The organism is Blautia sp. AM47-4 (genome assembly GCF_003479865.1).
GTDB lineage: Bacteria > Bacillota > Clostridia > Lachnospirales > Lachnospiraceae > Fusicatenibacter > Fusicatenibacter saccharivorans.
The window spans coordinates 88947-111939 of the sequence record NZ_QUHY01000007.1; the positions used below are offsets into that span (position 1 = coordinate 88947).

26 protein-coding genes and 1 pseudogene are annotated in these 22993 nt (G+C 49.5%); 24 read left to right on the forward strand and 3 right to left on the reverse strand.

The window, feature by feature from the left end; translation table 11 throughout:
- Positions 1 to 55: 55 nt before the first annotated feature.
- From DW965_RS06700 to DW965_RS19305, 6 genes are all read left to right on the forward strand, one after another.
- Positions 56 to 1414, forward strand: coding sequence for a peptidoglycan D,D-transpeptidase FtsI family protein (locus DW965_RS06700; RefSeq protein WP_243034501.1), 1359 nt, complete (start codon positions 56 to 58; stop codon positions 1412 to 1414).
- 203 nt (positions 1415 to 1617) lie between these two features.
- Positions 1618 to 2094, forward strand: a complete 477-nt coding sequence (locus tag DW965_RS06705; protein ID WP_117508996.1) for an NUDIX hydrolase — start codon at positions 1618 to 1620, stop codon at positions 2092 to 2094.
- The gene (locus DW965_RS06710) at positions 2078 to 2407 is read left to right on the forward strand and encodes a hypothetical protein (protein WP_022461899.1); all 330 of its coding nucleotides are present in this window, start codon (positions 2078 to 2080) and stop codon (positions 2405 to 2407) included. The genes DW965_RS06705 and DW965_RS06710 overlap by 17 nt, the downstream gene beginning before the upstream one ends.
- Positions 2404 to 3387 carry a DUF2953 domain-containing protein gene (locus DW965_RS06715; protein WP_117760322.1) on the forward strand — a complete coding sequence of 328 codons (984 nt, stop codon included), beginning with the start codon at positions 2404 to 2406 and terminating at the stop codon, positions 3385 to 3387. The genes DW965_RS06710 and DW965_RS06715 overlap by 4 nt, the downstream gene beginning before the upstream one ends.
- A gap of 3 nt (positions 3388 to 3390) precedes the next feature.
- The gene (locus DW965_RS06720; protein ID WP_117760321.1) at positions 3391 to 3795 is read left to right on the forward strand and encodes a GerW family sporulation protein; all 405 of its coding nucleotides are present in this window, start codon (positions 3391 to 3393) and stop codon (positions 3793 to 3795) included.
- A 6-nt stretch (positions 3796 to 3801) separates the two neighbouring features.
- Entirely contained in the window at positions 3802 to 3948 is a 147-nt protein-coding gene (locus tag DW965_RS19305) for a hypothetical protein (RefSeq protein WP_167622772.1), read from the forward strand.
- Between the two features lie 393 nt (positions 3949 to 4341).
- On the opposite strand, the gene rpmB is transcribed toward DW965_RS19305, so the two are convergent.
- On the reverse strand, positions 4342 to 4527 hold the full coding sequence (gene rpmB / locus DW965_RS06725; protein WP_022461896.1) for a 50S ribosomal protein L28: 186 nt from the start codon (positions 4525 to 4527) through the stop codon (positions 4342 to 4344).
- Positions 4528 to 4771: 244 nt separating this feature from the next.
- Here rpmB and DW965_RS06730 point away from each other — a divergent pair, with 244 nt between their 5' ends.
- The 4 genes and pseudogenes from DW965_RS06730 to DW965_RS06745 all read left to right on the forward strand — a co-directional run bounded on the left by DW965_RS06730 (position 4772) and on the right by DW965_RS06745 (position 9687).
- Positions 4772 to 5128, forward strand: coding sequence for an Asp23/Gls24 family envelope stress response protein (locus tag DW965_RS06730; protein ID WP_022461895.1), 357 nt, complete (start codon positions 4772 to 4774; stop codon positions 5126 to 5128).
- A gap of 24 nt (positions 5129 to 5152) precedes the next feature.
- A pseudogene (locus DW965_RS06735) lies at positions 5153 to 6831 on the forward strand (DAK2 domain-containing protein).
- Between the two features lie 18 nt (positions 6832 to 6849).
- Positions 6850 to 8904 carry an ATP-dependent DNA helicase RecG gene (gene recG, locus DW965_RS06740; protein ID WP_117760320.1) on the forward strand — a complete coding sequence of 685 codons (2055 nt, stop codon included), beginning with the start codon at positions 6850 to 6852 and terminating at the stop codon, positions 8902 to 8904.
- Between the two features lie 264 nt (positions 8905 to 9168).
- Positions 9169 to 9687, forward strand: a complete 519-nt coding sequence (locus DW965_RS06745; RefSeq protein WP_055265199.1) for a DUF6465 family protein — start codon at positions 9169 to 9171, stop codon at positions 9685 to 9687.
- A gap of 112 nt (positions 9688 to 9799) precedes the next feature.
- Here DW965_RS06745 and DW965_RS06750 read toward each other — a convergent pair whose 3' ends face one another.
- Positions 9800 to 10021, reverse strand: coding sequence for an alpha/beta-type small acid-soluble spore protein (locus DW965_RS06750; protein WP_022461891.1), 222 nt, complete (start codon positions 10019 to 10021; stop codon positions 9800 to 9802).
- Between the two features lie 296 nt (positions 10022 to 10317).
- Here DW965_RS06750 and DW965_RS06760 point away from each other — a divergent pair, with 296 nt between their 5' ends.
- The 4 genes from DW965_RS06760 to DW965_RS06775 are packed head-to-tail and all read left to right on the forward strand — an operon-like array spanning position 10318 to position 12482.
- Positions 10318 to 10719, forward strand: coding sequence for a methylglyoxal synthase (locus DW965_RS06760; RefSeq protein WP_022461890.1), 402 nt, complete (start codon positions 10318 to 10320; stop codon positions 10717 to 10719).
- Between the two features lie 40 nt (positions 10720 to 10759).
- Positions 10760 to 11338 carry a 16S rRNA (guanine(966)-N(2))-methyltransferase RsmD gene (gene rsmD, locus DW965_RS06765; RefSeq protein ID WP_022461889.1) on the forward strand — a complete coding sequence of 193 codons (579 nt, stop codon included), beginning with the start codon at positions 10760 to 10762 and terminating at the stop codon, positions 11336 to 11338.
- The gene (coaD, locus tag DW965_RS06770) at positions 11335 to 11847 is read left to right on the forward strand and encodes a pantetheine-phosphate adenylyltransferase (RefSeq protein WP_055265195.1); all 513 of its coding nucleotides are present in this window, start codon (positions 11335 to 11337) and stop codon (positions 11845 to 11847) included. Before rsmD ends, coaD begins: the two co-directional genes overlap by 4 nt.
- An 11-nt stretch (positions 11848 to 11858) precedes the next feature.
- Complete coding sequence (locus DW965_RS06775; RefSeq protein WP_055265193.1) at positions 11859 to 12482, forward strand: hypothetical protein; 624 nt, start codon at positions 11859 to 11861, stop codon at positions 12480 to 12482.
- Here the strand turns inward: DW965_RS06775 and DW965_RS06780 are convergent.
- Positions 12456 to 13127, reverse strand: a complete 672-nt coding sequence (locus DW965_RS06780) for a sporulation protein (protein ID WP_119198174.1) — start codon at positions 13125 to 13127, stop codon at positions 12456 to 12458. The genes DW965_RS06775 and DW965_RS06780 overlap by 27 nt on opposite strands.
- A gap of 354 nt (positions 13128 to 13481) precedes the next feature.
- Here DW965_RS06780 and DW965_RS21030 point away from each other — a divergent pair, with 354 nt between their 5' ends.
- The 10 genes from DW965_RS21030 to DW965_RS06825 all read left to right on the forward strand — a co-directional run bounded on the left by DW965_RS21030 (position 13482) and on the right by DW965_RS06825 (position 22829).
- Positions 13482 to 14213: a hypothetical protein gene (locus DW965_RS21030; RefSeq protein WP_330420975.1), complete on the forward strand. Its 732-nt coding sequence runs from the start codon at positions 13482 to 13484 to the stop codon at positions 14211 to 14213.
- Positions 14214 to 14263: 50 nt separating this feature from the next.
- Positions 14264 to 14836 carry a hypothetical protein gene (locus DW965_RS21035; RefSeq protein ID WP_330420976.1) on the forward strand — a complete coding sequence of 191 codons (573 nt, stop codon included), beginning with the start codon at positions 14264 to 14266 and terminating at the stop codon, positions 14834 to 14836.
- A gap of 262 nt (positions 14837 to 15098) precedes the next feature.
- Positions 15099 to 15911, forward strand: a complete 813-nt coding sequence (locus DW965_RS06790; protein WP_055218019.1) for a GTP pyrophosphokinase — start codon at positions 15099 to 15101, stop codon at positions 15909 to 15911.
- A 24-nt stretch (positions 15912 to 15935) separates the two neighbouring features.
- Entirely contained in the window at positions 15936 to 17309 is a 1374-nt protein-coding gene (locus tag DW965_RS06795; RefSeq protein ID WP_117760580.1) for an RsmB/NOP family class I SAM-dependent RNA methyltransferase, read from the forward strand.
- Positions 17306 to 18064 (forward strand): pseudouridine synthase, encoded by a 759-nt coding sequence (locus DW965_RS06800; RefSeq protein WP_117760317.1) that lies wholly within the window; start codon positions 17306 to 17308, stop codon positions 18062 to 18064. Before DW965_RS06795 ends, DW965_RS06800 begins: the two co-directional genes overlap by 4 nt.
- Positions 18065 to 18067: 3 nt before the next feature.
- Positions 18068 to 20011, forward strand: coding sequence for a YgiQ family radical SAM protein (locus DW965_RS06805; RefSeq protein WP_055226360.1), 1944 nt, complete (start codon positions 18068 to 18070; stop codon positions 20009 to 20011).
- A gap of 112 nt (positions 20012 to 20123) precedes the next feature.
- Positions 20124 to 20681: a hypothetical protein gene (locus DW965_RS06810; RefSeq protein WP_119198175.1), complete on the forward strand. Its 558-nt coding sequence runs from the start codon at positions 20124 to 20126 to the stop codon at positions 20679 to 20681.
- A gap of 12 nt (positions 20682 to 20693) precedes the next feature.
- Positions 20694 to 21680, forward strand: coding sequence for an RluA family pseudouridine synthase (locus DW965_RS06815; protein WP_055226359.1), 987 nt, complete (start codon positions 20694 to 20696; stop codon positions 21678 to 21680).
- Positions 21677 to 22255 (forward strand): signal peptidase I, encoded by a 579-nt coding sequence (lepB, locus tag DW965_RS06820; protein WP_055265187.1) that lies wholly within the window; start codon positions 21677 to 21679, stop codon positions 22253 to 22255. Before DW965_RS06815 ends, lepB begins: the two co-directional genes overlap by 4 nt.
- Before the next feature lie 25 nt (positions 22256 to 22280).
- Complete coding sequence (locus tag DW965_RS06825) at positions 22281 to 22829, forward strand: Holliday junction resolvase RecU (RefSeq protein WP_117509155.1); 549 nt, start codon at positions 22281 to 22283, stop codon at positions 22827 to 22829.
- Positions 22830 to 22993 lie beyond the last annotated feature (164 nt).

Sequence of the window (22993 nt, forward strand, 5' to 3'; positions counted from 1 at the left end):
GGCGGCAAACAACGGCGCAGGGCCGTATCTGATCGTTTCGTTCCTGTTCGTGGCCATGTTTCTTGGGCTGATCGCGTATCTCGTTTACTTTAATGTCGTGCGGAAAGAAGAATTTCTGAATAGTTCTTACAATACGAGACAGAATAACTATGCAGAGCGCGTGATCCGCGGAACAATCTATTCTGCGGACGGCCAGGAACTGGCAAAGACGACGACAGATGAAAACGGGGATGAGGTAAGAACGTATCCGTTCGGCAGCCTGTTTGCGCAGGTGGTTGGCTACACGGGAAAAGGAAACAGCGGCCTCGAATCTTCCTACAACTATATGCTGATGGAGTCCCATACAAGTAAGTTAAAGCAGGTAAAGAATGAATTCAGCGATGCGAAGAACCCGGGAGACAGTCTCTATACAACGCTGAATACAACACTCCAGCAGGCCGCGGCCGATGCACTGGACGGATACCGCGGTGCAGTTGTCGTGCTGGAGGCAAAAACGGGCCGTGTACTTGCCAATGTGAGCAATCCGGTTTTTAATCCTAATACGATTGATGAGGACTGGGAGGCACTGAACGCAGACGATGAGAGCGGCGTGTTTCTGAACCGCGGTCTGCAGGGAAGATATCCGCCGGGATCTACGTTCAAGATTGTTACTTCGCTTGCGTATCTCCGTCAGAACGGCACACTGGACGGTTTTTCGTTCGACTGTGACGGTGAGCTGACAGCAGGAAACTATACGATTCACTGCTCCGGTGGTGAAGTGCATGGACCGGAAGATTTTGCAGGTGCGTTTGCACATTCGTGCAACTCTGCCTTTGCACAGATTGGCCTTGGGCTGGATAAAGATGCCTTCCGCTCGCTGGCGGATTCCCTGTATCTGAACAGCCGTCTGGATCTGGAGCTTCCGACCAGCAAAAGTTCTTTCGATCTTGATTCGACAACGGCGGATGCTCTTGTGATGCAGACCTCCATTGGCCAGGGCGATACGCTGGTAACACCGATGGAGATGGCACTGATCGCCTCCGCGGTTGCAAATGACGGAGAAATGATCAAACCGCGTTATGTGGATAACATTGTGTCTGCGGACGGACAGGCAGTCAAAACCTTTTACAAAGAGTCTCTTGGCACGGTAATGTCCGAGAGCGAAGCCAATACGCTGACAGAGCTGATGAAAGGCGTTGTCCAGAACGGAACTGCAGTTTCACTTTCGGATCTGCCGTACAATATCGCCGGTAAAACAGGAACCGCAGAACACGGAAGCGACGGAGAGACACCGCATTCCTGGTTTGTCGGATTCTCCAATGCGGATGATCCTGATATTGTCATTGCTGTTGTGGCAGAAAACGGCGGATATTCGAGTGAAGTCGCTGTACCGATTGCAAGACAGGTAATTGAAGCATATTATGCACAGCAGTAAACGATGAAAAAAACGCGTTCGAACCGGAAAGGATGGGTTCGGGCGCGTTTTCTGAATTTTTAGAAAAATGTTAGAAAAAGGATGCGGTTTTAAGGTTGCGCGGGGGCGGGAAAAGAGGTATACTTTTTAACAGAAGATCTGGCGGCAAGCGGGAAGAAAAGAGCTGTCAGAGAATGGAAAAAGCCAGAAGGAGCTTAAAACGTATGATCGAAGCAGTAAGCTGCGGAGGTATCGTAATCTACCGTGGAAAAATATTGACGCTTTACAAAAGCTACCGCAACAAATATGAAGGCTGGGTTCTGCCGAAAGGAACCGTTGAGCCGGGAGAAACCCATGAACAGACTGCTGTCCGCGAGGTATATGAGGAGTCCGGCGTGCACGGCACCATCATCAAGTACGTGGGAAAAAGCCAGTACAGCTTCAGCATTCCGGAGGACACCGTGGAAAAAGAGGTGCACTGGTATCTGATGGTCTCATCCGGCTACTACAGCCGTCCACAGAGAGAAGAATACTTTGTGGATTCGGGCTATTACAAGTATCACGAAGCATATCATCTGCTGAAGTTTTCCAATGAACGGCAGATTCTGGAAAAGGCCTATCAGGAGTATCTGGAACTGAAGAGAGCAAATTTATGGAAGGTTCAGCCACAAGCTCAGGGAAAATATGGTAAACTGGTATAAAAATCTGTACGTCGGGGATACTGCAAAAAAGAAACAGAAAAAATGGATGCGCCGGATTGAGAACAAAAAAGCAGTTCCGGGAGTCTGGCTCCTCACACTGCCTTCCAATCAGCAGAACAATCTGGATGTAATTCCGGCGGATCTGCTTTTACAGCCGGCCGTGCGGAGAAACTGTCCGATGATTGTCGGACTTGCCGTGTCGCGCGAGGAAGCTTTTGAGCTTGTGGAGGCGATCGCATTGGAAACTTATCGGGAAACCGGAGAAGTAAAAATCCGGGAATGGCTGCTGAACCGGATTGAGGGATGTGAATGATACATATACTATTCATGATTTTGAAGGCACTGGGGATTTTACTCCTTGTTTTACTGTTTCTCGTGCTTCTTATCGTCTGCACCGTCCTGTTTCTTCCTTTTTGCTACCGGGCGCAGGTTCTGAAAGAAGAAGAGGGATTTGCCTGCGTAAAAGCGAGCGGAAGAGTATCGTGGCTTTTCGGAGCTGTCGCGCTGACGGCCTCGTATGAGGAACAGAAGTCGGAGGCGCAGATTCTGCTTTTCGGGGCATCACTGGAAACATGGAAACGGCGGCTGAAAAAGATCCGCCGGGGAGAAGCGTCCGTGCCCCGGACGGAGGAAAATGAGACAGAAAATGCGCTGGAAGCAGAAAAAACAGCAGAGCAGAAAGCACCGGACCAGAAAGAAAAGCAGCAGAAGGTGACAGCACAGAAGGAGCAGCCAGAGCAAGAGCAGGAACCGGATGCGCCGAAAAAAAGCATTCTGGAACGGTTTTTCGGAAGGATCGAATATCTTCCGGAAAAACTGCTGAATCTTGCCAGCCGTCTGCTGCAGACAGCTTTCCGGCTGTTGGAACTTCCGTTCCGTCTGCTTGAAAAACTGGAGCAGAAAATCCAGGCAGGCAGACGGTTAAAAAGAAAGTGGGAGAGTGTGAAAAAATTCTTCCGTTCGAAGATGTTCCGTGAGGCGCTGCTCCATGCAAAGAAAGAAGTGCTTTATTTCCTGAAGAAAGCAGCACCGAAAAAAGTAACCGGCACAGTCCGGTTCGGATTTAACGATCCGGCACTGACCGGAGAGACACTCGGCATTCTGGGTATGATTTATGGAAAACTGCCGAAAGACCTTTCCATCCAGCCGGATTTCGAACAGGAAATTCTCCAGGGCGATGTCCGGATGAAAGGAAGTTTTCAGGCTGTGACAGCAGCCGGCATTGCACTTCGATTATTCCGGGATCAGAATCTTCGGAAAACCATACGACATTTCAAACACAAGGAGGCCTAAAAGATGGCAGAAAAGGACAACACATTTCAGAATACCGTAGAAGCACTGTTCCGCGGAATGGACAGTTTTATCACAACAAAGACGGTCGTAGGTGAGGCGATCCACATTGAGGATACGATTCTTCTGCCGCTGGTAGACGTTTCCTTCGGCGTGGGAGCGGGCGCATTCGCAGAAAATGCAAAGAACAATGCAGGAGGCGGTATGGGCGGAAAAATTTCTCCGAGCGCCGTTCTTGTCATCAGCAAAAACGGAACGCGTCTGGTCAACATCAAAAACCAGGATGCTGTGACCAAAATCATTGACATGGCTCCGGATCTGATCAGCCGCTTTACCGGCAAAAAGGAAGAGGACGGGTATACCGCAGAGAAAGTAGAGCATATAATAAACCAAGAGGCGGATAAGGAGTAAGCTCGTTTGTGCAGAATTTTAGGTTTTCTGCTGTTTTGGATGGGGGTCGGGCTTCTCATCAGCCTGATGATCCGCAGCTCATTTCTTACGGTTCTTGCGGCCGCTCTGCTGCTGTGCGTGGGATATCATCTGTTCTGCAATACAGGGGAATAGTGAAAGATGCACAAAAAGATCGGAAATGAACTGGCTGATTTGTACAGAGAAATACTTGCAAAATGAAGAAAGCTGCGCTATAATAAGTCCATCTTAAATGAATCAGCCAACTATACTAATATCATAGATCAAGACGAGGGCGTCTTACCAGAATGAAAGTTTCGGTAGGATGCTCTTTTTCTTTTGCTAAGCATATGGATCGTTGGCAGGTTCAGCTTAAGAGACCACGCTATTTTTTTCTCCCTTTTAAAATATAAAAAATAGAGCACAACAGGGCATAAGCGAAAACTTATGTCCTGTTTGCTCTTCCCAGAACTTTTTTTAAAATCTTAATTCTATTTTTAAACAGCAAAAAAGCCTTCCCGGACTGGAAAGGCCTTTTAACCATTCAACTTATGCACGCTCTACTTTTCCGGATCTTAAGCAGGAAGTACATACGTACATTTTCTGCGGTACACCGTCAACTTTAACTTTGACAGATTTTACGTTAGATTTCCACATTTTATTGCTTCTTCTATGTGAATGACTTACGTTGTTTCCGAAATGAGCACCCTTCTCACAAATTGCACACTTTGCCATGATTGCACCTCCTTGACATACGTACTTGAGTCAAAACGCATTTTAGACTCACAACATAAGTCATTCTAACAGATCTATACCGGTTTTGCAAGTAAAAAATGAAAAAATTATATGAATTTTGAAGGTTTTTCATTTTAAACTTTCTTTTTTGCGGAAAAGCGGTTATAATGTATCGTAGAGTGGAGTCAGTTATTCCTGTCTCCATGTGTTTTGAATAGTATGATGGAATTGGAGGATACAAGGCATGAAAGGTCGTATGAATACAGGCTTGGGAGAAATCGTAATCAATCCGGATGTAATCGCCCTGTATGCGGGCAGCGTTGCTGTGGAGTGCTTCGGCATTGTCGGAATGGCAGCGGTAAACATGAAAGATGGACTGGTCAAACTTCTGAAAAAAGAGAGTCTGACACACGGAATCAATGTATCGATTTCGGAAAATAAAATTTCCCTGGATTTCCACGTGATTGTTTCTTACGGAGTCAGTATTTCTGCCGTAACAGATAACCTGATCAATAATGTGAAATACAAGGTGGAAGAGTTCACCGGAATGGAAATTGAAAAAATCAACATCCTGGTTGAAGGCGTTCGCGTCATCGACTGATGGTAATAGGAGGAAATGAAGAAAGTGGCTACAAATACAATTGATGCCGGCTTACTGGCAAAAATGTTTCTGGCTGGTGCAAAAAATCTGGAAGTAAAGAAAGAGTGGATCAATGAGCTGAACGTGTTCCCGGTACCGGACGGCGACACAGGTACCAACATGACGCTGACGATCATGTCCGCAGTCAAGGAAGTAAACTCGCTCACAGAAGTGAACATGTACAACCTTTCCAAGGCAATCTCTTCCGGTTCTCTGCGCGGTGCCAGAGGTAACTCTGGCGTTATTCTTTCCCAGCTCCTTCGTGGCTTTACCAAGAAGATCCGCGACTATCAAGAGCTGAATGCAGAGATTCTTGCAGAGGCAATGGAAAAAGCAGTCGAGACTGCATACAAAGCCGTTATGAAGCCAAAAGAAGGTACCATCCTGACCGTGGCAAAGGGAGCAGCAGAGAAAGCAGCAGAGCTTGCACCGGAAAGCGAAGATCTGAACGCATTCATCGAGGACGTTCTCGCGCATGCAGAGTACGTGCTCTCCCAGACACCAGAGATGCTTCCGGTATTAAAAGAGGCAGGCGTTGTGGATTCCGGCGGACAGGGTCTCTTAACCGTACTGCAGGGCGCATATGACGCGTTCCTCGGGAAAGAGATTGATCTGAATTTCGAGATGCCGGAAGCAAAGACAGAATTTGTCAGACCGTCCAAAGAGACAGAAAAAGAAATCAAATTCGGCTACTGCACCGAGTTTATCATTATGCTGGAAAACCCGCTTCCGGATGAAGAGGTTTATGCATTCAAAGATTTCCTGAATGGAATCGGAGATTCGATCGTTCTCGTTGCAGACGATGAGCTGGTTAAGGTACACGTACATACCAACGATCCTGGAAAAGCAATTTCCAAGGCGCTGACGTACGGACAGCTGACCAGAATGAAGATCGACAACATGCGTGAGGAGCATCAGGAGCGCCTGATCAAGAACGCAGAAAAGATCGCAGCACAGCAGGCAGAGGAAGATAAGAAGAGAAAAGAAGCAGCAAAACAGCCGCCGAAGGAGAACGGATTCATCGCCGTGTCCATCGGAGAGGGAATCAAAGAGATCTTCCAGGGACTCGGTGTTGATTACCTGATCGAGGGCGGTCAGACCATGAACCCGAGCACCGAGGATATGCTGACTGCAATTGAGAAGGTCAATGCAAAGAATATCTTTATTCTGCCGAACAACAAAAATATCATCCTCGCAGCAAATCAGGCAAAAGCCATGACTGAGGACAAAAATATCATCGTTGTTCCGACCAAAACCGTTCCGCAGGGCATCACAGCCATGATCAGCTATGTGCCGGAGAAATCTGCAGAAGAGAACGAGGAGGCCATGACAGAGGGCATCCAGATGGTAAAAACCGGTCAGGTAACGTACGCGGTACGTGATACCCACATCGATGAGAAAGAGATCCATCAGGGCGACATCATGGGACTTGGCGATCATGGACTTCTCGCTGTCGGACAGGATATTCTTACCGTTGCAGAAGAAACCATCCGCGCCATGGTCGATGAGGACAGCGAGCTGATCAGCATCTACTACGGTGAAGATATGAGTGAGGAAGATGCCGAAAGCCTTGGCGAAAAAATCGAGCAGGCATATCCGGACTGCGATGTGGAAGTAAACTATGGCGGACAGCGATTTACTACTGTGTCGTTTCGGTTGAATAAGAGTAAGGAAAGAAAAATATGAATACGGAACCCCTGACAACACTGAAGGGGATCGGTGAAAAAACGGAGAAGCTGTTTGCAAAAGTAGGAATCTACAATTTGCAGCAGCTTCTGCATTATTATCCAAGAGATTATGACTGCTATGCAGAGCCGGTTCCCCTTCGCGAATGCAGACAAGAGGAAAAGAATGCGGTATACGGAAGAATTGTCCACAGTCCGTCGGTAAAAGGAAACCAGAGAAAGAGCGTCGTTGTCCTGGAACTCTACGAGGAGCCGGTGCGGCTGCAGCTTACCTGGTTTAATATGCCGTTTCTGCGGAGCACGCTGAAGAAAGGCAGTGTTTTTATCTTCCGCGGAAAGATACAGGAAAAATCAGGCCGTCTCGTGATGGAGCAGCCGGAAATCTTCACTCCTGCCGCATACCATGAGCTTCTGGCAAGTCTTCAGCCGGTTTATGGGCTGACAGCCGGTCTCACGAACAAGATGGTGAGCAAGGCCGTTGCACAGGTGCTGGAACGATGCGCACCTGCGCAGGACTATCTGCCGGAAAAAATCCGTGCCCGGTATGAACTCTGTGAAATCAATTATGCCCTCCATGAGGTTCATTTTCCAAAAGACCAGGAGCATCTGGAAACGGCGCGGCGCAGAATTGTGTTCGAAGAGTTTTTTCTCTTCATCCTGTCCCTGCGGCAGTTAAAAGAGCAGACGGAGGGAATTACCAATGTGTTCCCGATCCGCGCCGTCTGGAAGACGGAGGAAGTCATCGAAAATATGCCGTACCGTCTCACGAATGCACAGATGCGCGTGTGGGGCGAACTGGAGCGGGACTTAAAAGGCCATACCCGCATGGCGCGGCTGGTACAGGGAGATGTCGGAAGCGGAAAGACGATTCTGGCATTCCTTGCAATGATTATGACAGCTGAGAACGGCTACCAATCGGCGCTGATGGTTCCGACGGAGGTTCTGGCGCGGCAGCATTATGAATCGCTCTGCACTCTGTTGAAAGAAAACAATCTGACGGGATACAATCCCCGCCTTCTGACTGGATCCACGAAAGCAAAAGAACGCCGGGAATTCTATGCCAGTCTGGAAGACGGAAGCTGCAAAATGGTGATCGGCACACATGCACTGATTCAGGAAAAGGTACAGTACAAAAATCTGGCGCTTGTCATCACAGACGAACAGCACCGCTTCGGTGTCCGGCAGAGAACGGCACTTGCTGAAAAAGGGGAACCGCCGAATGTTCTCGTTATGAGTGCAACGCCGATTCCAAGAACCCTGGCTATCATTCTGTACGGAGATCTTTCGATTTCTGTGATTGATGAACTTCCGGCGAAGCGTCTGCCGATCAAAAACTGTGTGGTGGATACGTCTTACCGTCCAAAAGCTTACCGCTTTATCACGCGTCAGGTCGAACTGGGCCGTCAGGCGTATGTGATCTGCCCGATGGTGGAGGAGAGCGAGGGTCTGGAAGCGGAAAACGTCACCGACTATACACAGCTCCTGAAAAAAGAGCTGCTGGGCATCACAGTAGAGATGCTGCACGGACAGATGAAGGCGGCGCAGAAAAACGAGATCATGGAGCGGTTCGCCAGCGGAGAAATCCAGGTACTCGTCTCGACGACAGTCGTGGAGGTCGGTGTCAACGTGCCGAATGCGACGGTGATGATGGTGGAAAATGCCGAACGGTTCGGCCTTGCACAGCTCCATCAGCTCCGCGGACGTGTCGGAAGAGGAGAGCATCAGTCCTACTGTATTTTCATCCGCGGAAACAAAGATCAGGAGACCGCCAAACGTCTGGAAATCCTGAACCATTCGAACGACGGGTTTTATATTGCTTCGGAAGATTTGAAACTGCGCGGCAGCGGCGATCTGCTGGGAACGCGCCAGAGCGGGGATATGGAATTCCAGATGGCAGATATTTTCCGGGATGCCGATATCCTGCAGAAAGCGAGTGAGGCGGCTTCAGAACTGCTTGCCGACGATCCTTATTTTGAAAAACCGGAGCATGAACTGCTGAAAAAGGTAATGAAATCGTATCTTGATCTGGAAAACCACGACATTGGATTGTGAAAAATTACAAAAAAAATCCGGCTTTAAAATGCAAAATCGGATAAAAGTAACAGCCTGATTGGATAGTATGGAAAATGACTGTACAATTTCGTGGAAAATTCGTGCGAAATCAGATATTACTTGAAATGACAAAAAAATTCATGTATCATAAACAAGGAATCAAAAAATGTGCGGACCGTGAGTGTCAAGCGTTCGCCTGAATAATAGTTCGCAGGATGGCTCTTCCAAAATATACAGGGCCGGTCCAAATGGGAGGAAACAGATATGGTAAAGAAAAAACCAGCTGCCCAGGCTAAGACAGCAGAGAACGAGACAGTAAAAGTAGAGACCAAAGCAGCAGAAAAAACAACCGCAGCAGAGAAAGAAGCTGTAAAAGAAGTTGCAAAAGAAGTTGTAAAGGAAACTGCAGCAGCAGAGGAAGCACCTGCAAAAGCAGAAGAAAAACCGGCAGCAAAAGCTGCAAAAACAACCCGCACAACAGCAAAGAAAACAACGACAAAGAAAGCGGCTGCACCGAAAAAACCAGCAGCAGTGAAAAAGCCGGCAGAGAAAAAATCACCTGCAAAAGCAGCAAAGAAAGAAGCGGAGCAGGAGATGATTCTGCAGTTCGGCGGAAGAGAAATCAAGGAGAAAGATCTGTACGAGAGAATCCAGCAGATCTGGATCGAAGGATATGGCAAGAAAGCAGAGGAATTAAAGAGCCTGAAGGTTTATGTAAAACCGGAGGAATTTACTGCTTACTACGTAATCAATGATGATGTAACCGGAAGCATTGATCTGTAAGTATTATGTACCAGCTCTGCAGGAGCAAGAAAAAAGCGTGAGCTTTTCCGAAAAGAAAAGAGCTCACGCTTTTTGATGCCTGTTCCGGCATCAGGATGTTATACCGGGATGATTAGTACTGGCCAGAAGAACCGCCGGACATCTGGCGTTCCTGCTGCTCAATCATCTTTTTGACCATATAACCTCCGACAGAACCATTCTGTTTGGAAGTCAGGTTACCGTTGTAGCCATCACTGAGCGGCACGCCGAGTTCGCTTGCCACCTCAAATTTGAATTTGTCCAGAGCGCCTTTTGCTTCTGGTACTGCTGCGGTATTCGATGAACGATTCGCCATGTTCATTCCCTCCTTTATCTTTGTGCTTGTTAAAAGCTGCTGTGAAGCAGATCCGGATGTGTTTTTCATCTGTTCTGCTACGGTCATAGTATGTGGAAAGAAAACAAAAATAAACTTCCAGATTCTGTATTTTTTCCGGAAAAGCGGAGAAAGTAAAAGAAGAAGGAAAAATGGAACGTCAGAAAAAAATATAAAAACTGTGTAAAAAATTCACAAAAAGAATTGCGTATTGAAAATAAATTTGTTATAATTGCTGTACATGGTAGTAAAAACAGGAGAAGGGGCGGTTTGCAGTAATGAATATTGGAATCATAGCACACAACAGCAAGAAGAGTTTGATCGAGGATTTCTGTATTGCATACAAGGGAATCCTCATGAAACATGAGGTGTACGCCACCGGAACCACCGGACGGCGGATTGAAGAGGTGACGAACCTTCATGTACACAAGTTTCTGCCTGGAAGCGTAGGCGGAGACAAACAGTTTACCGAGATGATTGAACGCGGCGATATGGATATGGTAATTTTCTTTTACAATCCGACGATGATCAATCCGAAAGAGCCGGATGTCTACAAAATTATCCGTACCTGCGACCAGTACAATATCCCGATTGCAACAAATATCGGAACCGCGGAGTCTCTGATTTTGGGACTTGCAAGAGGAGATCTGGACTGGAGAGAGCAGTTGAAAGCCGACTGATCCATCAAACAAAAACAGTAAGGACGAAAATAAGACCAACATGAGAGTAATAGCAGGAAAATGCCGGAGTCTTCCATTAAAGACGGTTCCCGGCAGACAGACCCGGCCGACGACGGACCGGATCAAAGAAACCTTATTTAACATGCTTCAGCCGTATCTGCCGGATGCGCGTTTTCTCGATCTGTTCGCCGGAAGCGGGGCGATCGGAATCGAGGCGTTGAGCCGCGGCGCCGAGCGCGCGTGGTTCGTAGAGCAGAACAAAGCTGCAGCAGACTGTATCCGGCAGAATTTAAAATTTACGAAGCTGGAACAGCAGGCAGTGCTCCTGCCCATGGAAGCGCATGCAGCTCTGCAGTCGCTTCAGGGACAGGAGCCTTTTGACTGCATTTTTATGGACCCGCCATACGATAAGGGACTGGAAAAGGACGTGCTGTATGCGTTCCGCGACGCCTCTTTTATCGGTGAGGATACCTTAATTATTGTAGAAGCATCGCTGAATACTGATTTCGACTGGGCGGAGGATGCCGGATACGAAATTCTGAAGAAAAAAATCTATAAGACAAATGTCCATGTATTCCTTACCCCGAAAAGCAAACACGAAGGAGTAAAAGAATCATGAAGACAGCCGTATACCCGGGAACTTTTGACCCTGTAACGTATGGTCATCTGGATGTTATCTTGCGTGCATCCAAGCTTTTTGACCGCGTAATCGTGGGAGTTTTACATAATTCCTCAAAATCTCCGTTGTTTTCTGTGGAAGAACGTGTTAATATACTAAAGAAAGCGACCCAGGACATTCCAAATGTCGAAGTCCGTTCTTTCAGCGGGCTCGCTGTTGATTTTGCGAAGGAATGCCAGGCGCATACGATCGTCCGCGGACTCCGCGCGATCACAGACTTTGAATATGAACTGCAGATGGCACAGACGAACCGCGTTCTGGAACCGGAAGTAGATACCACGTTTCTGATTACCTCGCTGGAGTATGCGTACCTCAGCTCCACGGTAGTAAAAGAAGTAGCTGCTTTTGGCGGCGACATTCACAAATTTGTTCCGGATTTTGTGGAAAAAGAAATCCGCGCAAAGTATGCCGCCCGAAATTCAGAAGGAATGCCGCAGGATAAAAGATAAGGAGAATTAAAATGAGCAGCAGAATTGAACAGATCATCGAAGAAATTGAGGAGTATGTAGAGAGCTGTAAATATCAGCCGCTGTCTACCACCAAAATCGTTGTAAATAAAGAAGAATTAGAAGAGCTTCTCCGTGAGCTCCGTCTGAAAACACCGGACGAGATCAAACGGTACCAGAAGATCATCAGCAACAAAGATGCGATTCTGGCAGATGCACAGAACAAGGCAGATGCCATCATTGCAGAGGCACAGGCAAAGGCAAGAGAGATGGTAGAGCAGAGTGAAGTGATGCAGTCAGCATACGCACAGGCAAATGAGACCGTCAACAATGCAAACCAGCAGGCACAGGAAATCCTGGATGCTGCAACCAACGATGCCAACAGCATCCGTCTCGGTGCCATCGGATATACCGATGATATGCTTGCCAACTTAAGCAATATTATGACGACTGCATTAAACGATGCAGGAGAGAAATACAACAGCTTTGTAGAATCCCTGACAAGCTGCTACAATACCGTTGTTCAGAACAGAAGTGAGCTCTCCCCGCAGGGTGCTCCGGAAGAAGAGCAGCCAGAGGAAGAAGTTGTCGTACCGGAATATGATCCGGCATCAGAAGAGGAAAGCGAAGAGGAATAAACCAAGCGTTCCTGCGAAAGCAGCACAGCAGAGCTTCCCGGCAAGATAAGGCCAGAGGGGCAGACCGCTGTTATGGATCATACAGTTTGTCTGGGCAGCGACAGAGAGACCGCCGAAGGCGGCGCAGGTAAGGATAGCAGAGACTTTTCCGGCGTAAGGAAGAGAGGACGCGGCAAGCTGTGCGATTCCCGTCGTGATTTCCAGCACGCCGCAGAGCAGGGGCGAGGCGGAACCAAACGGATGCAGATCCATCAGAAGTCCGGACAGAATGGAAAACAGGATGATGTATCCGCCAAGCTGTGTAATGATTTCAAATCCGTTCATGATAGAGGTGTCCAGCAGGTTTCCTTTGGAAGTCTGTTTTGACATCTCTTTTTTTTCCACGGAATGTGTCCGATGGGCGGTGTGCCGGTGCAGGCGGAAGCGGCGGAAAACAAGCCGGAACAGAAAACCAGTTAGAAAATTGGAACCGTAGAGCACGCCGAAGACGAACCCGGGATGGATCTGTCCGGAAAACGCAGTTAAGATAACATAGGAAGACAGAAAAGCAGGACTCGGACTGCTGCAGAAGGTTAAAAGATAGCACGCTTCGTTCCGGTCAATTTCTTCTGCCTCATAGAGCTGGGCAGTGATGCGCGCTCCCATGGGAAAACCGCAGAAAAGACCGAGAAAAAGTGCATAAAACCCAGCCGGGGAAAGACCGAAAACCGTTTGAAAAAAACTTCTGCACGGGCAGAGATCCGCCGCGCGGCTCCTGTTTCCAGAAGAAGAGATGTCAGAATCAGAAACGGCAGAAGTGACGGAAGAATGGTATGAAACCAGAGATTGACACCCTCGCAGGCATAGAAAAAAGTCCGCGCGGGAAAGATAAGAAGACAGAAAAAAAGAAGCAGGGAAGAGAGAAATAAAAGTGATTTTTTCATGACGTTCGAACCTCCTCCCGCTTTCTAAAATAGAGTATGACGAAGCTTTGAAAAAAAGAAGATGGGAGAAGAAAAAATGAGCGTATTAGCAGGATTAAAACCGGAACGTGTATTTTATTATTTTGAAGAGCTCTGCCGCATTCCGCACGGCTCCGGAAACACAAAAGAAGTGAGCGACTATCTGGTTCAGTTTGCAAGGGACCATGAATTATCCTGGTATCAGGATGCGTCCAACAACGTGATCATCCGCCGCCCGGCATCGAAGGGATGTGAATTGGCTCCGACCGTGATTCTGCAGGGCCACTGCGATATGGTCTGCGAGAAGAAGCCGGGCAGCAGCCACGATTTTACGAAGGACGGCCTTGAGCTTCACATCGACGGCGATGAGATTTATGCCAGGGACACGACGCTTGGCGGAGACGACGGAATTGCCGTTGCCTATATGCTGGCTGTGCTGGAATCGGATGATCTGCAGCTTCCGGCCATCGAGGCACTGATTACGACGGATGAAGAGATCGGACTGCTCGGCGCAGCAGCATTAAACGGGAATGAATTAAAGGGAAGAACACTGTTAAATATGGATTCTGAAGAGGAAGGCATTCTCACCGTATCGTGCGCAGGCGGTATGACAGCCATGATGGATCTGCCGGTGCGCAGAAGCGAAGTGATGGGTGAGCAGATGGAAGTGACGATTTCCGGTCTTGCCGGTGGCCATTCCGGTACGGAAATCCACAAAAACCGTGCCAACTCCAACATTCTGGCGGGCCGTTTCCTGTACGAACTGGCAGGAAAGATGGATTATGCCTGATCGAGCTGGAGGGCGGTTTAAAAGACAACGCCATTCCGCGGACAACCCGCATGCTTCTTGCCATCGACGGCGGAGAGAAAGAGATCTTAAAAGAGGAAGCATCACGCTTCACCGAAAATCTTTGCAGAGAGTACAGCGGAACAGATGACGGTATTACCGTTACGGTAGAGAAAACAGGCGAGGGCGCTGCACCGGCGCTTCATCCGGTCAGCCTGCAGAAAACCGTCTTTTTCCTGATGAATCTTCCGAACGGGGTACAGAAGATGAGCGGCCAGATCCCGGGACTGGTGGAAACATCCCTGAACCTCGGTATTCTGAAATTAGAGCCGGATCACCTGCATGCGTGTGCAAGTGTGCGGAGCTCCGTGGGAAGTGCAAAGGAAGCCCTTTCCGACAAGCTGGAGTATCTGATCGGTTTCCTGGGCGGTGAGTTCCACGTAGAGGGCGCGTACCCGGCATGGGAGTATAAAGAGGATTCTGCCCTCCGCGATCTGATGGTGGCGGAATATGAAGCATGTATGGACAGAAACCGGCAGTGGAAGCGATTCATGCCGGACTGGAATGCGGTCTGTTCTATGAAAAGCTTTCCGGTCTTGACTGTGTATCTTTCGGCCCGAACATGAAAGCAATCCACACGACCGAGGAGCGGCTTTCGATTTCCTCCGTGGAGAGAACGTATCAGTACCTGTGCCGCGTTCTGGAGCAGCTTTCGAAACGGCAGGCATAAAAAACTGCCCGTGTCTATTTCAAAAAAGTTTCTGAAAAACAGTCATAAAACAGAAAAGACAGGCATAAAGTAACAGGGTGGGGATTGAATTTCCAAAGCGTTTACCATCCGATAAGAAAAATGGCTGAAAGCAGGAGCAAAAAAGGAGATTAGGGGACATGGATATACTGTTATGGCATGAGATTCTGGAACCATACGAGCTGGCTGTCAAGGAATTACAGGTGAAATTCCGGCATCTGATCAAGGAGCACCACGGAAAAGGGCTGTACTCACCGATCGAGAGCGTGAGCGGCCGTGTGAAGAGTGTTTCCAGTATTCTGGAAAAAATGCAGAGAAAGGGCATTGTGCCCGAAGAGATGGAGGAGCAGGTGGAGGATATCGCGGGCATCCGCATCATCTGCCAGTTCGTTGAAGATATCGAAAAGGTTGCCGACCTGATCCAGAAGCGGTCGGATATTGAGATTAAGAGCGAGAAAGACTACATCCGCCACATGAAGGACAGCGGTTACCGGAGTTATCACCTCATTGTTTACTATACCGTGGAGACGATGAACGGCCCGAAGCGCATCCAGGTGGAAATCCAGATCCGCACGATGGCGATGGATTTCTGGGCGACGATTGAGCACTCGCTGCAGTACAAATATAAGGCAAACATTCCGGATCACATCCGGGAGCGCTTAAGCGCAGCTGCAAAGGCGATTATTGTGCTGGATAATGAGATGTCCTCTGTGCGGAGTGAGATTATGGATGCACAGAATTCCTCCCAGATACAGCGGAATCTGATCACGGATATCCTGAATAATATCGAGAATCTTTACAAGGTGACGAACAAACGCGAAGTAGAAAAAATTCAGGATGAGTTTTATCACATCTATGCGCAGAACGATCTGCAGGAGTTAAAACGGTTCCACAAAGAACTGGATCTGATTGCAGAGGGATACCGCGCACAGGCAATTACAGACGAACTTTAGAACAAAAGGGGATAAACGGATATGATCACACTGCCGGAAGCCTTTGAGCAGGAGATGAAACAGCTGCTCGGTGAGGAAGAATATGAGGCATACCGCAAGACATTTGACGAGGCGGTACATAGAGGACTGCGGGTAAACAACGGAAAAATTTCGACAGAAGAGTTTCTTAGGCGGACCGATATTCCGCTTAAGAAGGTTCCGTGGATCCCAAATGGATTTTATTACGATGAAGAGAGCTGCAATCCGGCAAAGGATGCCGATTACTATGCGGGCCTGTATTATCTGCAGGAGCCGAGTGCGATGACACCGGCATCCCGCCTTCCAATTGAGCCGGATGACCGTGTGCTCGATCTCTGTGCGGCACCGGGCGGAAAGGCAACGGAGCTGGGAAGCCGGATCGGTGAGGGCGGCATGCTGCTGGCAAACGATATCAGCAATTCGCGGGCGAAGGCGTTGCTGCGCAACCTGGAAATCCAGGGAGTGGGACGTCTTCTCGTGACGAGCGAGGATCCGGAAAAATTAGTAACCTTGTATCCGGCCTTTTTTGACAAGATCCTTCTTGACGCGCCGTGCTCTGGGGAGGGCATGTTCCGAAAAGAGAGCTCAATGCTGCGCTACTACAGTGAAAATGGGCCGGAGCATTATGTGCCGATCCAGAAAAAACTGATCGAGCAGGCGTATCAGATGCTTGCAGAGGGCGGAGAGCTGCTGTACTCTACCTGTACGTTTTCTGTAAAGGAGAACGAAGAGGTCATCGCAGGGCTGCTGGATGCGCATCCGGATATGGAAGTACAGGAGATTACCCCGGGTTACGAAGAGTTTGCGCCGGGAGTATCCGTGAATGGCCGCGATCTTTCCCGGTGCGTTCATATTTTCCCGCAGCGGATGGAGGGAGAAGGCCATTTCGTGGCGCTCCTGAAAAAGCAGGGAGAGAGCCGGAAACGGCAGCCGTCCCGCCTTTTGGAAACGACAAAGAAGCTGCCGAAAGAGGCGGAAGAGTTTCTTGCTGGCGTGCGCATGGACTGGAAGAATGGTTCGTTTGCCCTTGTGAAAGACCAGCTCTATTTTCTGCCGGAAGGTGTCTGTGCGGCAAAGGGTCTGCGCTATCTGCGGACCGGACTTTCGCTTGGCACCGTAAAGAAAAACCGCTTCGAGCCGTCCCAGGCGCTGGCGGCGTATCTGAAAAAAGAAGAATACGTTTCGTGTTTGACCATTCCCAAGGGAGATGACCGTGTCATGCGCTACTTAAAGGGTGAGACACTCTCGTTTTCCGAGGAAGAGTGTCAGGGGAAAAAGGGCTGGGTGCTTGTGTGCCTGGATGATTTCCCACTTGGCTGGGGAAAAATAAACAACGGAACGTTAAAGAATAAATATTATGCAGGATGGCGGATGGTATGAGTAAATTACGACTCGATAAATATCTGGCGGACATGGGTGTGGGAACACGCCAGGAAGTAAAGGCCCTGGTCCGGAAGGGACGGGTGGCCGTAGACGGAATTACGGCAAAAGCCCCGGAACTGAAAGTCGACCCGGATGAAGCGCAGGTGACTGTGGACGGAAACAGCATTTCCTATGTGAAAATGGAATACTGGATGCTCCACAAACCGGCGGGTGTCGTCTCTGCGACGGAGGACCGCCGTGACCGGACCGTACTCGATCTTTTAAGTGGTGCGGCAAGAAAAGACCTCTTTCCGGTCGGACGGCTCGACAAGGACACCGAAGGGCTGCTGCTGATTACGAACGACGGAGCCCTTTCCCACCGGCTGCTCTCTCCGAAATCGCATGTCTCGAAAGTGTATGAGGCCGTGATTGACGGAAAAGTGACAGAAGAAGATCGGCAGGCATTTGCCGAAGGGCTCGACATTGGGGACGACAAACCGACACTTCCGGCCGAGCTTACCATTCTGGAAACGACAGAAAAAGAGCCTGGCATTTTTGAAAGCCGGATCCGCATTACCATCTGTGAGGGCCGCTTCCACCAGATCAAGCGCATGTTTGAGAAGGTCGGAAAAACGGTCGTCTATTTGAAACGGCTGTCGATGGGGAGCCTGGAACTTGATCCGGCGCTGCCAAAGGGCAGTGCCCGTCTCCTGACGCAGGAAGAAAAAGCGGCGCTTGGCATAGCGGACGCCGAAACACAGAAAGGAAAGTAAAGCATGCCTTTTTTACCAATTACAAGAGAAGAGATGAAGGAACGGGGAATCGAACAGTTTGACTTTGTCTATGTCATCGGAGATGCCTACGTGGACCATTCCTCGTTCGGCCCGGCAATCATCAGCCGTGTGCTCGAGGCGAACGGCTATTCCGTCGGCATCATCTCACAGCCGGACTGGAAGGACGAGAACAGCATTTCGATTTTCGGTGAACCGCGTCTTGGCTTTCTTGTCTCTTCCGGAAATATGGATTCCATGGTCAACCATTATACCGTGGCGAAAAAGCACCGAAAAACAGATGCCTTTACGCCGGGCGGTGTCATGGGAAAACGGCCGGACCGCGCGGTTACCGTGTACGGCAATCTGATCCGGAGAACGTATAAACATACACCGATGATCCTCGGCGGCATCGAGGCATCGCTCCGGCGCCTTTCGCATTACGATTACTGGTCTGACCAGGTGCGCCGCTCCGTCCTTCTCGATTCCGGTGCGGATCTGATTTCGTACGGAATGGGAGAACTTTCGATCGTAGCGATTGCAGATGCACTTGCGGCTGGCATTGACGTTCATGATGTCACCTTTATTCCGGGAACCGTTTATCGGAGCAAAACGCTGGATCACCTGATTGACCCGGTGGTGCTGCCGTCATTCGAGGAGGTGCGGGAGAGCAAGCGGACGTATGCGGAGAGCTTTGCGATTCAGTATAAAAATACCGATGCCATCAATGCGAAGCCGATGGCAGAGCCGTATGAGGGCCAGGGCTACATTGTACAGAATCCGCCTTCCCGTCCTTTGACAGAGCAGGAGATGGATGATGTCTATGCGCTTCCATACATGCGCGCCTATCACCCAAGCTATGAAAAAGACGGCGGTGTGCCGGCGCTTGGGGAAATCAAATACAGTCTGACGAGCAACCGCGGCTGCTTTGGGTCCTGCAGTTTCTGCGCGCTGACGTTCCACGAGGGACGCGTTGTGCAGACGAGAAGCCACGAATCCATTCTGGCGGAAGCGCGGCAGATGGTTCAGGAAAAAGAATTTAAAGGCTATATTCACGATGTCGGCGGCCCGACGGCGGATTTCCGCGGTCCGGCATGCAAAAAGCAGCTCACCAAAGGCGCCTGCCCGAACCGGAACTGTCTCTTCCCGGAGCCGTGTAAAAATATGGTGGCAGATCACAGAGATTATGTGAAGCTGCTGCGGGAATTAAAAGACATTCCGGGCGTGAAGAAAGTCTTTATCCGCTCCGGCATCCGTTTTGACTATGTCCTGGCCGATAAAGACCAGACGTTCCTTTCCGAGCTGGTAAAGGATCACGTCAGCGGTCAGCTCCGCGTTGCGCCGGAGCACGTTTCGAACCGTGTGCTTTCCTATATGGGAAAACCGCGCCACGAAGTATATCAGGAATTTATCCGCCGCTTCGATGCGTGCAACAAAAAGACGGGGAAGCAGCAGTACGCACTTCCGTATTTTATGTCGTCCCATCCGGGGTGTGACTTGGAGGATGCGGTGGAGCTTGCCGAGTACATCCGCGATATGGGATTTATCCCGGAGCAGGCACAGGACTTCTATCCGACGCCTTCCACACTTTCCACCTGTATGTACTATACCGGTCTTGACCCGCGGACGATGGATCCGGTTTACGTGCCGAAATCGCCGCATGAGAAGGCGATGCAGCGTGCGCTGATTCAGTACCGGAATCCGGAGAACTATGAGCTCGTCTGCGAGGCACTGCGCCGGACACACCGGGAGGATCTGATCGGATTCGGACCGAAATGTCTCGTACGGCCGAGAAAGATGGCCGGGGAGGCAGGAAAACCGTCAAGAGGAAAAGGGTCCAACGGAAAAGGCTTTGGCCAGAAGACGGCGAATGACCGTTCCGGACAGGGAAAAGCCAAAACAGGCGGACGGCCGAAAAAGACGCTCCGCAACGTGCACAAAAAGAAATAAACACGCAGAAGATGAGCGGGGATCTTATCGAAGAAGGGAAATGACAGAAGAATGAAGATCAGAAAAGGGGATTACGGCTATATCCGCCGGGAAAAGAAAAAAAAGACTGCTTGTGACACTGGGACTGTTCGTCCTTCCGGCCATCGTTTTTATTGTCGGGCTTGTGCTTGCAGACGGAAACAAGAGCAACATTTTTACGGTTGTCGCCGTAGTAGGCTGTCTGCCGGGCTGCCGCGCCGCCGTCGGTTTTATCATGATGGTTATGCAAAAGCCAGTGGACAAAGCAGTGTACGATGCCATTGAGGCAAAAAAAGGAAAACTGCTGATGGGATATGAAATGTATATCACACAGGAAAAATCGAGTCTGATGATCGAAGCAGCGGCGTTCTGCGGTGAGGAGATCGCCTGCTACACCACGCGCGCCAAAGACCAGAAACAGATCGAGGACTGCACTACGTATCTGAACAAGATCATCCGTGCCAACGGCTACAAATGCCATGTGAAGATTTTTGATCGGGAAAAAGCATTTCTGGAGCGCCTCGATTCCCTGAACCGCAACTACGATGAGCTGGAAAAGAGCGCCAGTGAAAACTTCAAACCGGATGAGCGGTACCCGGATCTGTCCCGCACGGAACTGGTGAAACACACGATGCTGGCGCTGGCACTGTAGGAGACCATTGCTATGAGAGAACTGACCGTGACAGAAAAAGACTGCGCGCAGCAGCTCATCAAATATCTGTCCAAATATATGGAGGAGGCGCCAAAGAGTTTCTTCTATAAAATGCTGCGAAAGAAAAACATTGTGCTGAACCAGAAAAAGGCGGACGGCAGTGAAAAGCTGAAAACAGGCGATACGATCCGGCTGTATCTGGCGGAAGAGACCATCGAAAAATTTCGGAAAACACCGGAAAAACCGGCGGCTGGAAAACAGGTAAAGTATCCGAAGCTGGATATCGTCTATGAAGACGAAAAAGTAATTTTCCTGAACAAGCCGGCAGGTGTCCTCTCACAGAAGGCGAAAGAGACGGATGTGAGCCTTACCGAAGCGCTCGGCGCCTATCTTTCGGAAAAAAATGCCGGGGAGGAGACCATGTTCCGCGCCGGACTCTGCAATCGTCTGGACCGGAACACCAGCGGTCTGATTCTTGCCGGAAAAACCGTTGCGGCGACGCAGCAGCTTTCAGAACTGATCGCAGAGCGGGCTGTTGGAAAATACTATCTGACGGTTGTAAAAGGAACCGTGACAGAGACAGAGCGGATACGCGGATATCTCACAAAAAATGAGAGGACAAACCGTGTTTCGATTCAGAGAGAGCAGCAGGGAGATGCTGTTTACATAGAAACCGCATACCGGCCGCTCTGTGCCGGAAGAGGCTGTACGCTGCTGGAGGTTGAGCTGGTGACCGGAAAGAGCCATCAGATCCGCAGCCATCTCGCGAGCATCGGTCATCCGCTTGCGGGAGATACGAAATACGGGGATGCGGAGTTTAACCGCCGCTTCCGGGAAAAATACGGACTGAAATACCAACTTCTCCATTCGTGGAAGGCGGTATTTCCAGAGCTTACGGGCACCTTATCGGATCTGTCCGGAAAAACCTTTACAGCGCCCCTGCCATCATCCGTGCGCCGGATTTTACAGGGAGAACATTTGACGGGAGAAGGATTATGAGCCGAAAAGACAACGAAAAGAAAGAAACAAAACCAAGAAAAACGGAGGAGACGAGCATCGGACGGGAAATCTGGGAATATGTAAAAATGATCGCTATTGTCGTGGCAGTCGTTGTTTTTGTGGAGCAGGTCATTGTCATCAACGCAAGAATCCCATCTCCTTCCATGGAAAACACGATTATGACCGGAGACCAGATCTTCGGTAACCGCCTTGCTTATGTAAAGAGCGATCCGCAGCGGTATGACATCGTTATTTTCTATTATCCGGACGACGAGAAGCAGAAGTTTATCAAGCGCGTCATCGGACTGCCGGGAGAGACGGTTACGATCCGCGACGGAAAGGTGTATATCAACGATTCCACCGATCCGCTGCGCGATGATTTCTGCCCGGAAACACCGGTCGGCGATTTCGGACCGTATGAGGTGCCGGAGGGCTGCTACTTTATGCTCGGCGACAACCGGAACGTATCAAAGGATTCCCGCTACTGGCTGAATCCGTACGTAGAGAAAGACAAGATCATCGGCAAGGCCTTTCTGCGCTACTGGCCGCTGAACAAAATTTCTCTGATTGAATAAGAACAGAACAAAGACGAGGACAGGAATTATGGCATGGACATCGAGGGGACTCCGCGGATCAACGCTGGAGGAAATGATCAACCGCACAAACGAGCAGTACCGTGACAAGCATCTGGCACTGATCCAGAAGGTGCCGACGCCGATCACCCCGATCAAAATAGATAAGGAGAGCAGACACATCACGCTGGCTTATTTTGAAAAGAAGAGTACCGTTGATTACATCGGCGCTGTACAGGGCATTCCCGTCTGCTTCGATGCCAAAGAGTGCAAAACGGATTCCTTTCCGCTCGCAAACATCCACGAGCACCAGGTCACGTTTATGAAAGATTTCGAGCAGCAGGGGGGGATTTCCTTCCTGCTGCTGTATTTTACGGCGCGGGACGAATATTATTACCTGCGGTATGAGACGATGAAAACCTTCTGGGACCGCGGACAGAACGGCGGAAAGAAGCATTTTTCCTACACCGAGCTTGAAACGTCATTCTTCCTTCCCAGAACGGGAAGCAGCGTTCTCGTCCCGTACCTGAACGGAATCCAGAAGGATCTGGAGATACGGGATTCGAAAGCGGATTAAAATTTTGAGTTGACAGGGAAAATGTTTTCCGATATACTAACCATAGTTTTAAATTCAATATGGTAATATGGTAGTGGACTAAAGCGAAAAAGTGAGGACAACAAAACATGGATCGATTAATTCATACCCCGGAAGGCGTCCGGGATGTCTACAATCAGGAATGT

Coding starts and splice junctions, on each gene's coding strand:
- DW965_RS06790 (WP_055218019.1), top strand. CDS start 15,099: ATGGATATACTGTTATGGCATGAGATTCTGGAACCATACGAGCTGGCT.
- DW965_RS06700 (WP_243034501.1), top strand. CDS start 56: ATGTTTCTTGGGCTGATCGCGTATCTCGTTTACTTTAATGTCGTGCGG.
- DW965_RS06780 (WP_119198174.1), bottom strand. CDS start 13,127: ATGGGAGCGCGCATCACTGCCCAGCTCTATGAGGCAGAAGAAATTGAC.
- DW965_RS06710 (WP_022461899.1), top strand. CDS start 2,078: ATGGTAAACTGGTATAAAAATCTGTACGTCGGGGATACTGCAAAAAAG.
- DW965_RS21030 (WP_330420975.1), top strand. CDS start 13,482: ATGAGCGTATTAGCAGGATTAAAACCGGAACGTGTATTTTATTATTTT.
- rpmB (WP_022461896.1), bottom strand. CDS start 4,527: ATGGCAAAGTGTGCAATTTGTGAGAAGGGTGCTCATTTCGGAAACAAC.
- recG (WP_117760320.1), top strand. CDS start 6,850: ATGAATACGGAACCCCTGACAACACTGAAGGGGATCGGTGAAAAAACG.
- DW965_RS06720 (WP_117760321.1), top strand. CDS start 3,391: ATGGCAGAAAAGGACAACACATTTCAGAATACCGTAGAAGCACTGTTC.
- rsmD (WP_022461889.1), top strand. CDS start 10,760: ATGAGAGTAATAGCAGGAAAATGCCGGAGTCTTCCATTAAAGACGGTT.
- lepB (WP_055265187.1), top strand. CDS start 21,677: ATGAGCCGAAAAGACAACGAAAAGAAAGAAACAAAACCAAGAAAAACG.
- DW965_RS06745 (WP_055265199.1), top strand. CDS start 9,169: ATGGTAAAGAAAAAACCAGCTGCCCAGGCTAAGACAGCAGAGAACGAG.
- DW965_RS06775 (WP_055265193.1), top strand. CDS start 11,859: ATGAGCAGCAGAATTGAACAGATCATCGAAGAAATTGAGGAGTATGTA.
- DW965_RS06750 (WP_022461891.1), bottom strand. CDS start 10,021: ATGGCGAATCGTTCATCGAATACCGCAGCAGTACCAGAAGCAAAAGGC.
- DW965_RS06705 (WP_117508996.1), top strand. CDS start 1,618: ATGATCGAAGCAGTAAGCTGCGGAGGTATCGTAATCTACCGTGGAAAA.
- DW965_RS06800 (WP_117760317.1), top strand. CDS start 17,306: ATGAGTAAATTACGACTCGATAAATATCTGGCGGACATGGGTGTGGGA.
- DW965_RS06715 (WP_117760322.1), top strand. CDS start 2,404: ATGATACATATACTATTCATGATTTTGAAGGCACTGGGGATTTTACTC.
- DW965_RS06815 (WP_055226359.1), top strand. CDS start 20,694: ATGAGAGAACTGACCGTGACAGAAAAAGACTGCGCGCAGCAGCTCATC.
- coaD (WP_055265195.1), top strand. CDS start 11,335: ATGAAGACAGCCGTATACCCGGGAACTTTTGACCCTGTAACGTATGGT.
- DW965_RS06805 (WP_055226360.1), top strand. CDS start 18,068: ATGCCTTTTTTACCAATTACAAGAGAAGAGATGAAGGAACGGGGAATC.
- DW965_RS21035 (WP_330420976.1), top strand. CDS start 14,264: ATGCTTCTTGCCATCGACGGCGGAGAGAAAGAGATCTTAAAAGAGGAA.
- DW965_RS06730 (WP_022461895.1), top strand. CDS start 4,772: ATGAAAGGTCGTATGAATACAGGCTTGGGAGAAATCGTAATCAATCCG.
- DW965_RS06760 (WP_022461890.1), top strand. CDS start 10,318: ATGAATATTGGAATCATAGCACACAACAGCAAGAAGAGTTTGATCGAG.